Annotated in this window: 12 protein-coding genes; 10 read left to right on the top strand and 2 right to left on the bottom strand. The window is 38.9% G+C overall.

Annotated features, from left to right (window positions below; genetic code table 11):
* The first annotated feature begins 644 nt into the window (after nucleotides 1-644).
* The 7 genes from ACGHIY_RS09495 to ACGHIY_RS09465 all read left to right on the top strand — a co-directional run bounded on the left by ACGHIY_RS09495 (nucleotide 645) and on the right by ACGHIY_RS09465 (nucleotide 5,637).
* Nucleotides 645-1,088 (top strand): hypothetical protein, encoded by a 444-nt coding sequence (locus ACGHIY_RS09495; protein ID WP_302010178.1) that lies wholly within the window; start codon nucleotides 645-647, stop codon nucleotides 1,086-1,088.
* Nucleotides 1,088-1,687 carry a DNA-3-methyladenine glycosylase I gene (locus ACGHIY_RS09490; RefSeq protein ID WP_288581439.1) on the top strand — a complete coding sequence of 200 codons (600 nt, stop codon included), beginning with the start codon at nucleotides 1,088-1,090 and terminating at the stop codon, nucleotides 1,685-1,687. Before ACGHIY_RS09495 ends, ACGHIY_RS09490 begins: the two co-directional genes overlap by 1 nt.
* A gap of 453 nt (nucleotides 1,688-2,140) precedes the next feature.
* Entirely contained in the window at nucleotides 2,141-2,857 is a 717-nt protein-coding gene (locus tag ACGHIY_RS09485) for a DUF554 domain-containing protein (protein ID WP_123138216.1), read from the top strand.
* Between the two features lie 356 nt (nucleotides 2,858-3,213).
* The gene (locus ACGHIY_RS09480) at nucleotides 3,214-3,498 is read left to right on the top strand and encodes a type II toxin-antitoxin system RelE/ParE family toxin (protein WP_004694505.1); all 285 of its coding nucleotides are present in this window, start codon (nucleotides 3,214-3,216) and stop codon (nucleotides 3,496-3,498) included.
* A gap of 16 nt (nucleotides 3,499-3,514) precedes the next feature.
* Nucleotides 3,515-3,835, top strand: coding sequence for a HigA family addiction module antitoxin (locus ACGHIY_RS09475; protein WP_058948305.1), 321 nt, complete (start codon nucleotides 3,515-3,517; stop codon nucleotides 3,833-3,835).
* An 86-nt stretch (nucleotides 3,836-3,921) separates the two neighbouring features.
* Complete coding sequence (locus ACGHIY_RS09470; RefSeq protein ID WP_005384960.1) at nucleotides 3,922-4,275, top strand: Spx/MgsR family RNA polymerase-binding regulatory protein; 354 nt, start codon at nucleotides 3,922-3,924, stop codon at nucleotides 4,273-4,275.
* 588 nt (nucleotides 4,276-4,863) lie between these two features.
* On the top strand, nucleotides 4,864-5,637 hold the full coding sequence (locus ACGHIY_RS09465) for a hypothetical protein (protein ID WP_021148765.1): 774 nt from the start codon (nucleotides 4,864-4,866) through the stop codon (nucleotides 5,635-5,637).
* 158 nt (nucleotides 5,638-5,795) lie between these two features.
* Here ACGHIY_RS09465 and pgtP read toward each other — a convergent pair whose 3' ends face one another.
* Complete coding sequence (pgtP, locus tag ACGHIY_RS09460) at nucleotides 5,796-7,118, bottom strand: phosphoglycerate transporter protein PgtP (RefSeq protein WP_021148764.1); 1,323 nt, start codon at nucleotides 7,116-7,118, stop codon at nucleotides 5,796-5,798.
* Between the two features lie 514 nt (nucleotides 7,119-7,632).
* Between pgtP and ACGHIY_RS09455 the strand changes: the two genes are divergently transcribed.
* Nucleotides 7,633-9,570, top strand: coding sequence for a cation-translocating P-type ATPase (locus ACGHIY_RS09455; RefSeq protein WP_314095714.1), 1,938 nt, complete (start codon nucleotides 7,633-7,635; stop codon nucleotides 9,568-9,570).
* Between the two features lie 186 nt (nucleotides 9,571-9,756).
* On the opposite strand, the gene ACGHIY_RS09450 is transcribed toward ACGHIY_RS09455, so the two are convergent.
* On the bottom strand, nucleotides 9,757-10,347 hold the full coding sequence (locus ACGHIY_RS09450; protein WP_390525505.1) for a nitroreductase: 591 nt from the start codon (nucleotides 10,345-10,347) through the stop codon (nucleotides 9,757-9,759).
* A gap of 380 nt (nucleotides 10,348-10,727) precedes the next feature.
* On the opposite strand from ACGHIY_RS09450, the gene ACGHIY_RS09445 reads away from it, so the two are divergent.
* Together ACGHIY_RS09445 and ACGHIY_RS09440 are read left to right on the top strand one after the other, a co-directional pair.
* Nucleotides 10,728-11,246 (top strand): MarR family winged helix-turn-helix transcriptional regulator, encoded by a 519-nt coding sequence (locus tag ACGHIY_RS09445; RefSeq protein ID WP_004694519.1) that lies wholly within the window; start codon nucleotides 10,728-10,730, stop codon nucleotides 11,244-11,246.
* A 154-nt stretch (nucleotides 11,247-11,400) separates the two neighbouring features.
* Nucleotides 11,401-11,799 (top strand): hypothetical protein, encoded by a 399-nt coding sequence (locus ACGHIY_RS09440; RefSeq protein ID WP_004694522.1) that lies wholly within the window; start codon nucleotides 11,401-11,403, stop codon nucleotides 11,797-11,799.
* Nucleotides 11,800-11,823 lie beyond the last annotated feature (24 nt).

Genomic DNA, 11,823 nt, shown 5'->3' with positions numbered 1-11,823 from the left:
AGAATGCATAATAGATAGATCCTATATAACATATGATTGTGTAGACGATAGATAAAATAAATACAGATAAATAAACGACAAACAAAAAAGGCAGCCCTGAGCTGTATCCCCAAAAATTGGACACAATTTTTGAGAGGTACAGTTTACGTTAGGGACTGCCTTTTTTGCTATTTTTATCAAAAGGAGAAAGTGAGAAGGTATTTACTACCTGCATTTATAATAACATAGTTAATGAGTATAAAATGCCACATATTATTGGAATAAATTTATCTGATTTGAATCCTATATTTTTTAGAGCCCATGATTAAGAGAGGTCATGACTTTGATGAAAAATGAATATACAAGAGCTGACTACAGAAAATGGCTTATATAGTGACTTCTTTTGTTAATCAGTACTATAAATAGTGTAAATTAATAAAATTTTTATAAAATATAATCCCACAAGAAGTGCAAAATCTGATATAATATTAGTATGAAAATCGACGTATGTAAGGACTGGAAAAATGGTGTGTATAAAGTGATTTTCTAGCCTAGAAAATCGCTGTATCCTTGGTATTCAGTCGATATAATCGGAATGTTGTATATATGAAATGACTACGCAAATGCGTAGTTTTTATTATTTCTTGTTTGGTGTAGGTAGTCCCATGAGTGTAGTGAAGCCCTTATTATGGCTATTAGAACCGTATATCGTATACAAAGCCTATTTGTGGGGTACCCGTTTCATGGCACAACCCTTCACGTGGGAAGGCGAATTAGATTGGTTTGCTTTTATGTTAACCCTATTGCTCGTCATTGATGTGGTGGCGTTGCCCTTGGTGATCTTCTATTGCCCTGGTTTGAATCCTGGGGTACGTGTTCCAGACTGGATTCGCCGTTTAGGAACGCCTATTTACACCGTCCATAATTGGCTTGATAGTAAAGTAGGTGGCGACACATCTACGCCGATTGTATGGCTTCGTAAAGCCTTGCATTCCTTGCTTTTATTCATTTATTATCTAGTGCCATTTTATGTGGGTGGTCATCTCGTAATGGGCCTCGTAGTAGCGCTCATGTATGACGTCCTCGTATGGGCTCATGGAGGTGTGTGATGACGACTTGTGAATGGCCGACGACGCCTTTATATCAGGATTACCACGATTACGAGTGGGGCCGACCAATTCATGATGACCAACATCAATTTGAACATCTTTGTCTTGAAAGTCTCCAATGTGGACTCAGTTGGCTTACGATTTTGAATAAACGGAACATCATTCGAGCATGCTTTGATCATTTTGATATTGATGCGGTGGCTGCTTATGGTGAAAGCGACATTGAACGCATCATGCAGACGGAGGGGATGCTTAAGCATCGTCCTAAAATTGAAGCTATTATCAATAATGCTGCTGCTTTTAAACGTATTCAATCTGAATTTGGTTCGTTTTGTAACTATATTTGGGGATTTACCAATCATAAAACGATTATTTATGAAAACCATCCAGAAGGTCATTTTCCTACAAAGAATGGTTTATCTACGCGGATAAGCAAAGACTTAAAGCAGCGGGGCTTTAAGTTTGTAGGTCCTGTTACAATTTATTCGCATCTACAAGCTAGTGGCCTTATCAATGATCACGGTAAAGACTGTCCTTGCTTTGAGGAGATTAATAAAACAGCAGATATCGTACGGTTACCTGTAGACGATGAAGCGTAAGGGTGATAAGTATAAATTAGTTAACAATAGTTTTTATGCATACTTATGTTTACATAATTGAATTTGTTGTTATGTGGAATTGGGTGTACACTAAAGTCGATGAGGCGATAGCGACTCATCTCATGTCGGCCCGCTTTATATATAAACACATATACTCTCTCTCTCTCCTAAGCGGGTCTATCATTAGTTCTCTCTCAACGCTATAAACTATACAGAGCCTCTATCCTTATTGGGTAGAGGCTTTTTGCTATATATAATGTTATAAAAGGAGCCATACTGTATTAGGAAAACCTATAGCAGCATTAATCAGGCTATATGTATGGTCCTAAAAAAACTTTAATTAATCCAATTTCAACTATATATTTTATGCCATATAAATTGATTTATTTCGATATGATTGCTATACTGAAGTAAATTGATAGTGTTACTTTCACAATTAAAGAAGGGAAATATATGATTGGTTTGGGAACGGCCATTAATATTGGCCTCATCATAGCTGGCAGCCTATGTGGCCTCGCGTTTGGTCGCTTTATGAAAGAAAATTTAAAGCAAACGCTCATGATTGTGAGCGGTCTTATCGTGCTCCTCCTCGGTATGAGCGGGGCCATGCAGTATATGCTTGTCATTGTCAATGGATCTCTACAGACAACGGGCCCGCTATTGATGATTATTAGCATGGTCGTAGGCGCTGTTATTGGCGAAATTATCGACCTTAATCATTGGATTACCGTGTTTGGTGACTGGGTGAAAGCTCGCACTGGCAACGCTGGGGATCCAAAGTTTACCCATGCTTTTATCACTGCATCTTTAACGTTTACCGTAGGTGCTATGGGTGTACTTGGTTCCATTCAAGATGGCCTTACTGGAAATTATCAGACATTACTTTTAAAAGGCATCCTTGACGGCATCATTGTTATGGTTATGGTATCCTCTATGGGGAAAGGGGCGCTGTTCTCCTTTATTCCAGTAGGTATTACGCAATGGCTCATTACGGCTATGGCACATATTGCAGCGCCGTTGATGACACCTAGTGCCATCGATAACCTATCTTACGTCGGATCTATTCTGATTTTTTGCGTTGGTATCGACCTCATCTGGCCTGGTAAAGTACGTATTGCAAACCTTTTGCCAGCCATCTTCGTGGCAATGGGGCTTACATTTTTGCTATAACTAGTATTATAAATAATACATAGATTTTTATAAGAGACCTATATTCTCTCAACCTTTAATATGTATTTTATACATGATACGGTCGAGGATGTAGGTCTTTTTACTTTTTAAAATTAATTTAGTTGAAGTGGGAATTAATGATAGTTTTAATTCAATTATGACGATAGGGTAAATTGATTACATTCCGAAATAGGTGGCCAATAGAGTCATCTCAAGTGTAGGAATTAGATGATGTTTTATAGAATCTCTTTATTAAAATTATTTGTAGAATAATTTTAATTCTATGTATAGTTTTTCATCAAGTATATGTTATTGAATTATACCTGTTTAACAGGTATAATTGAAAGAGAGATTCTATGATTATCGGATTTAAGGATAAGGAAACAGAAAAAGTTTACTATCAAAGCTTTTCTAAACGCTTTTCTCCGTTTATACAAAGGTTAGCTCTTCGTAAATTACTATTGTTAGATAATGCTGAATCATTACAAGATTTACGTTGGCCACCAGGTAATCGCTTGGAGTTGTTGCAAGGAGATCGATTTGGTCAGTATAGTTTGCGGATTAATGGTCAATATAGACTGTGTTTTAAAGTAAAAGATAGTAGTAGTTTTTATGATGTAGAAATTGTAGATTATCATTAATAGAGAGGAAATTAATATGGAAAAGTTTATTCCTACACCTACCATTAGTGAAATATTAAAAGAAGAGTTTATGGATCCATTAGGACTATCTGCATATCGATTGGCTAAGGATATACATGTGCCTGTTTCACGGATTCAAGAAATATTGAATGGTACACGATCTATTTCAGCAGATACATCGTTGCGTTTAGCGAAATACTTTGATGTTTCGGAAGGGTATTTCTTGCGTTTACAGATGGATGTTGATTTGCGTACAGCAAAACTTAGTGAGGGGATGGATGAAGTATTATCCTCTATTGCACATTGTGCTTCATTAGAACCCGTAGACTGTCAATAAGAGATTGATAATTTTCGATGTATTTGGTACAATTATCTTAAATTAGTAAGTTGTTATAACATTGAATATTGATATAAGGAGAACCTATGTTATTCGTTGAATATCCTAAATGCACAACATGCAAAAAAGCAAAGAAATTTTTAGATGATCATAACATTAAGTACACAGATCGTGATATCAAGTCCGAAAACCCTACAGCTGAGGAAATTGCTGCTTGGTATCCACAATCTGGTAAGGATTTGAAAGCATTCTTTAATACTTCTGGTATGATTTACCGTGAACAACAATTAAAGGATAAATTGCCAAACCTTAGCGAAGAAGAAAAACTAGCTTTATTAGCATCTAATGGCATGCTTGTAAAACGTCCTATCTTGGTTCTTGAAGACAAAGTACTCGTTGGATTTAAAGAAGCAGAATGGATTGAGGCGTTGAAGCTCTAATTTCATAACCTTGGGTCAAAGCCCCTATCTCTAAAAGCCTCCATAGCAAGCTAAGTCATTTTTAGAGATAGGGGCTTTTCCTTTTATATGAAATTAGGATCTTCAACTAGTGCCTATTAAAATGAGCTCCATAGCGAGCTAAGTCGTTTTTAGGGACCTGTTCTTTCTACGTTTTAATAAAGAAATTAGAGCTCACAACTAAGATCTCTTTACGGTTAAGTCATTTTTAGAGATAGGGGCTTTTCCTTTTATATGAAATTAGGATCTTCAACTAGTGCCTATTGAAAGGAGCTCCATAGCGAGCTAAGTCGTTTTTAGGGACTTGTTCTTTCTACGTTTTAATAAAGAAATTAGAGCTCACAACTAGGACCTTTTAACGGCTAAGCCATTTTTAAAGATAGGGGTTTTCATTTATTAAAAAATTTGATTTGTATATTTCTTTTATGTTTTGTATAATAATTATACCATAGCAATACCCCTATGGGTATTTTAGGCGTTAGCAATATAAGTGTTAATAGTATTATTTATAGAAGTAAAAGGTATTTCCGGATTAAGTAAGGCCGGTATCTGATTTATAGAGAGGTCTATATGAAGTTTTTACAGTCTTTATCAGCGCAGGTGTCTCTGCGTACGCAGGGGGCTATTTTGGCACTCGGCTTGTTATTTATCATATTAGATGCGCTTACGGAGCCTATGAACCCAGCTATTGATTTGGCGTGGGTAACGGTCATCATTTGTGGCTTGCCATTGCTCATCAACAGCGTGCAAAGTATTTTGGATCATTTAGAGATTCATGCTAATTTTCTCATCGTGATAGCCATGGTGGCGCTCATTGCGATTGGAGATTATCATACGGCCGCTTATGTAGGTCTCATCGTACATGGTGGCTTTTTCTTAGAGCAGCTTATTACGGGCGATGTACACTATACATTGGATGATGACATGTTGCCGACCATGCCTACACAGCTTGTAGCCTTGCGTCAGGGCATCAACAATTATTCATCCGTCATCGTTGTGGCCGTTATGTTACTTTCCATGGGTTCCTATGCATTGACACAGAACTTTATGCATACCATTACATTGCTAGTTATTCTTTGCCCATGCTCTTTGGAACTCGTTCTTGTGGCACTCATGATGGGATCCCTTGTAGATGAAAACTCTCCGACGGCGGGGCTTTCAAAAGAGGCGAAACAATGCCATTTGGGCCTACTCATCGTGTCCATTTTGTTCCACGTTGCTATCATCGGTGCTGGCGTGTTAGGATCTATTAATCCTGTAACAGCTGCTGCATTGCACGGCTTGGCGCGACTCGGTCTCGTGTATAATTTGAAAGTATTAAACGGCTCCTTGTGCGTCGCATAAAAAATTAAACTCCCCTAGTAATCCTAAGATTACTAGGGGAGTTTTGTATATACAACAGTGAGTTGCACAGTATGTATTTTACATTACGTATTATATAGTACGTAACGTATTATATGGTACGTAACGTATTATATGGTACGTATTATACAGTACGTATTCTATTGTTGTCCTTTGTCTCCAAGTGTGAGGAGTAGGAAGACGATGGATAGGATACATGCACCAACGAGGGCAATGAAACCACCATCCCAACCGTAGAGGTCAACCATGAGACCCATGAAAGCACCAGCACCAGCGGACCCGATGAGGTAACCAAGAAGGCCTGTAAGGCCAGTAGCACCACCTGTTGCTACACGTGGCACCATATCTGCTGCTTGAAGGCCAATCATCATAACAGGACCGTAGATGAGGAAGCCGATAGCAATGAGTGCTAAGTTATCGATGAGGACATTGCCTGCAGGGTTAAACCAGTATACAAGGATCGCTAAGATAACGAATAACATGAAGCAAATCGTAGCTGGAGCACGACGGCCGCGGAATACGCGGTCACTTAAGTAACCACTTACAAGCATGCCTGGAATACCAGCCCATTCATATAAGAAGTAAGCCCAACGGGAACCTTCTTTTGTGAAGCCTTTCACAGCGGTTAAATAGGTCGGTGCCCAGCTAACTACGCCGTAACGGATGAAGTATACAAAGATATTTGCAATCGCAAGATACCATAAGTATTTATTATGCAAAATATATTTGTAGAAGATTTCTTTGAAAGTACTTTTTTCTTCATTTTCTGTATGTGTATGAACGACTTCATGTTTGTATTCCTCGATAGGAGGTAAACCACAGGATTGAGGCGTATCTTTCAATAATACAAAGGTAATAATCGCTAACACGATAGAGATAAGGGCAGGGAAGAAGAAGATACTATGCCATGTACCGAATAGGTAGATGCCAAGCGTAGCAAGAGGAGCGATAATGCCGCCACCTAGGTTGTGGGAAACGTTCCACCAAGACCACCAAGCACCGCGTTCGGAACGGGAGAACCAAGTTACCATGTTTTTTGCATATGGAGGGTAGCCCATACCTTGGAACCAACCGTTTAATAAGGCAAGAACGCACATGATAGGAATACTGCTCATAACACCTGGTAAGGTGCCGAATAATAACATAACTAAAGCACTAAGCAATAGACCTACTGTGGAGAAGTATTTTGGGTTAGAGCGGTCAGACGCATTACCCATAACAAATTTACTTACGCCGTAAGCTACGGATAAGATGGTCATAACTATACCGAGATCCGCTTTAGTGTAGCCGTACTCAGCAATCATGTACGGAACAGCCAAGCTAAAGTTTTGGCGGATCAAATAGAATGTAGCATAACCAATAAATGTACCTGCAAAGACTTCGCGACGAAGACGTTTGTAGGTGGAATCAATTTGCGCCTCTGGTAAACGTTCAATATGAGGAGCAGGAGAGAAAATCGACATCGTTACACATCCTTTCTACAACATGTCATTTGTAATAATACCATGTAGGGTATGTAGTCGACTATACTTAATTTTCTATTATAATAAATAGTTATTAGAAAACTGTATTATGGATAGTATTGATTAGGGTGAAATAGTATTGAATAGGTTGAAAATCATCAAAATATCTTCTATGTAAAAATTATTAGATTTGCAAATAAATATATGAATAACTGTTCATGCATTTGTGTAATGAGGCTATGCAAGAATAATATAATCTTAATAAATCCAGTATCTATCTGTGTTTTTAAGCATATATGAATGATTGTACATATTTTGTTGTTGACACAAATATACCCATAGGGGTATAACATAATCATAAGGTATACCCCTATGGGTATACAAACAATAAAAATGGTAAACAGAACGATAAATAACATGTTTGCCCTTAAGGTGTTATATACATGGACGCATGTATGTAGACCATAATCAATGTGTACATATCATTATATATAAGCTTTCACAGGAGGTAATTATGGAACGGTGGAGCAAAATAGCAGAATGGTTCGATTTGAATCGTGAAAAGATTACATTAGTAGCCGGCGGTATCGGCGTAGTATTTAGTTTATTAGGTGTTCGTTTAGGTTTGCCTTTTGACTGGGCTTGGTTCACAATAGTATTGTGTGGCCTTCCTATCGTGTGGGGCGCAGCGGTTGCCATGTACGAAGAGTTCGACGTAAAAGCAGATTTGCTCGTATCCTTGGCGCTTATTGCAGCCGTTGCTATTGGCGAAGTATTTGCGGCCGCAGAAATTGCTTTCATCATGCAACTGGGGGCCATGCTTGAAGAGTTCACTGTATCAAAAGCGCAAGCGGGCATCGAACGTCTCGTTAAATTAACGCCTACAACAGCGCGCATTGTTCGTAACGGCAAGGAAGAGGTATTGCCTGCAGATATCGTAATGGTAGGCGACGTAATCCGCGTGTTGCCAGGCGAGGTTATTCCTGTAGATGGTACGATTTTGTCTGGTGATACAGCGATCGATCAATCCGTTATGACTGGCGAATCCATGCCGGTAGATAAAACGATGGGTGACGAAGTATTCTCTGGTACGGTGAATCAATTTGGCGCCTTCGATATGACTGCGACCAAAGAGGGAGAAGATAGCTCTATTCAACGTATGATTAAGCTCGTTAAATCTACGGACCCAGGCAATGCGAAAATCGTTAGCCTTGCAGACCGTTGGGCTACATGGATCGTAGTGATTGCGTTGTTGGCAGCGGTTGGCACCTATGTGGTAACCGGTGAAATCATTCGTGCCGTAACCATCCTCGTTGTGTTCTGTCCTTGTGCGCTTGTATTAGCAACGCCGGCAGCGATTATGGCGGCTATCTCCAATGCAAGCCAACACGGTTTCCTCGTGCGTCGTGGCAATATTATGGAACGCTTGGCGAAGGTTGATACGATGACTTTCGATAAAACGGGTACATTGACCTATGGTACGCCTGAGGTCACTGCCGTTGAAACTGTGGGCTCCATGCCTACTGATGAGCTGTACCGCTTAGTGGCTTCTGTAGAGACTAAATCTGAGCATCCTTTAGGCAAGGCTATCGTGAATGGCTTTACATCCCATCATGGTGAAAGCTTTGATTCTGTAGATTCCTTCCGCATGGTTCCTGGTAAAGGCTTAGAGGCGACTGTACAAGATAAAGCCGTTTTGGCTGGTAACGAAGCGATGATGACCTTGTCTAATATTTCTATTGCTGACTCTGTGAAAGAGGCTGTTCATGATCACTTAAACCGAGGTGCATCCATTGTATATGTTGCCGTTGATGGCGTATTGGCTGGTTATGTGGCTTTGGCTGATCGTGTTCGCCGTGAAAGTCGCGCCGTAGTAGAGTCTTTAAACGATCTTGATGTAATGCCTGTTCTTTTAACAGGTGACCATGTGGCAACAGCAAAAACGATTGGTAAACGATTGAACGTATCCAATGTGATTGCAGACTGTTTGCCAGAAGACAAAATGGATACAGTGGCTCAATTACAACAAGACGGCAACATTGTAGCCATGGTTGGCGATGGTGTAAACGATGCACCAGCTCTTAAAAAATCTGATGTGGGCATCGCTATGGGCGGTGTTGGTAGTGATATCGCAGTAGAGGCAGCAGATATCGTTCTTGTAAACGATAATATTAAAGAAATTCCTCATCTCGTGGCCTTATCTAAACGCATGATGACCACAATTAAGGTAAACCTTTCCTTCTCCTTAATCTTAAACTTCGTGGCCATCATCTTGGCAATGGTTGGGACTTTATCTCCAGTATGGGGCGCCCTTGTTCACAACGGCGGCAGCCTTCTCGTAGTTGCAAACTCTGCATTATTGTTGCGCTGGGCTTATAAATCTAACCACATAGTAGATGATGATCATTCCGTTCTTGTGAAAGCAGCTCGTAAACGCGTGTTTGAGGCTTAATAGTAGCTCATTATACATATAAGTATGGAGTGTGTGCATCGATTTGATTACTAAATCGGTGAGCGTTAAAAAATAATATAGTCAATAAAAAGTGCTATCTATCCCTAACGGAACTCAAATAGAGTTGGGGGATAGATAGCGCTTTTGTTTCACTTATAGTATAAAATCGATGGTTTCTAGTGTTGATTAATTAATATATGTTACAGGATAACCTTTGGCTTCGATTTCACGGCGGTTAAGACCATTTGGTAGATCTGGGTAGCCGATAGCGAGGCTAGCGTAGACTTTTTCGTCTTCGCTAAGACCTAGTTCGCGCATTTTGGCTTGGATGCGTTCATTATCTTGAAGATGACGGATTTGGTTAACCCAGCAACTGCCAAGGTCGAGTTCATTGCAAGTAAGCATCATGTTTTGCATAGCACAAGATACATCAGCAAAGTTATTAGCATAGTTTGCTTTACTAGCTAATACGATGAGCACAGGTGCATTATAGTGGAATACAAATTTGCCTTCGGCGGACATCTTAATGATATTCACCATGTAAGGTAAAGTATTTTCTGTAATCGGCATTTTGCCGTATTCTTCTTGAATGAGTGTTACTAGTTCTTGAAGCACATCTTGGTTTGTAATGACCATGAAATGTGTTAATTGTGTATTACCGCCAGATGGAGCGCGGCGCCCAGAATCAAGGACTTGATTGATAAGTTCTCGAGATACTTGATCTACTTTAAATTTACGTGTACTATGACGAGTTTTGATGCACTCTAAGGTGTTCATATAGGCCTCCTATTATAAGTTAGCTTTGATATAGAATTTCTTTTATTATACTACAAGGAAGGTCCTAGTAGGGGGCGTATTTTTACTAAGTCATTTATTAGGAGACGGGCCTGCAACGAAAGAAGATTTCATTGAAAACAGAAGTTATAACTTTCTAATTTAATATCAAATTAATTTATAAATAAAGTAACAACTTTATGGTATGATTTTTACCCATAAATTCTATAGAAGCATCTAATTCTTAACGAATAAGAAAATAAATATTAATTAATTGACAAATTTAAAAATATCTGTTCAAAGTGGGCTTTTTGCGTTGACTGTTTACCGTAAAATTGTGTATAATTAATTAGTAGATAATTGTGTGCATATGGAGGTAGAATATGGCAGAAATTGGTGTACTTGAAGGGTACAAACATAAAGAAGATGTTCCTGATTCAGAATATTTAAGATTGGAAAATCAATTGAGCTTTCCACTCTATGTAGTGGCAAAGGAAATTGTTAATGCATATCGTAGTCACTTAGATCCTTTAAATTTGACATATACTCAATACATCGTAATGATGGCATTGTGGCAATATGGTGATTTATCCGTTAAGGAATTGGGACAAGTATTGCGCCTTGATTCCGGTACATTAACACCGCTTTTAAAGAAATTAGAAGCCAAAGCATTCTTGAAACGCAAACGCAGTCGTCAAGATGAACGCGTAGTTATGGTAACCCTTACTGATACGGGCAAAGCATTACGTGATGTAGCGGTTCATATACCACGCCGCTTGGCTGAATCGTCAGGTCCTATATTTGACGTAGAAGAGACACGTCAATTGCGTATGTTGCTTAATAAATTGCTAGAAGCAATCGATAACGCAAATGCAAAAACAGCAGAGAACATGAAGGGCTAATTTGATACAACCTCATATGCATATATTCTGTAACCTTGGAAATCTAAAAATTTTATTAAAAATGTGATATACTATACATATAGCGTATTGTATTCAAGTCATGTGAGAGTATGACTGATTCGTGATTTGCCCTCGTGGCACAAAGGAGATCATTATGAATAAAAATTTATTAGGTGCATTTGTATTAGCCGGTACATTATTAGTAGGTGGTGTTGCAAACGCAGAAAACTGGAATGGGTTAGCTAACTACCCAGAGGTTCCAAATAGTGCAAATGGTACAGAAACGTATTTCTTTGATAAAGCATCTGAGTTTAAAGGTATCGATAGCAGCCGTAACAACGTATTTGGTGTTAATGTAATTAACATGCATAATAACCAATACGGGGAAGCTACATTGTTCAAATATCTTGTTAATCCAAGCTTACATACTGTATATCGTTACGCTCCAGATGGTCAAGTTTACCAAATTCAACCTGGAACAAATGAGTTCAATATGTTTATGGCTGCTTGGAAAGAAGTATACGGCACAACTTTCGAATTCCCAGCGTTATAATCTGATGGCCCGTGCCGTAATAAT

The organism is Veillonella parvula (assembly GCF_042850485.1).
Lineage (GTDB): Bacteria > Bacillota > Negativicutes > Veillonellales > Veillonellaceae > Veillonella > Veillonella parvula_Q.
This window is presented reverse-complemented; position numbering and strand designations above follow the sequence as displayed.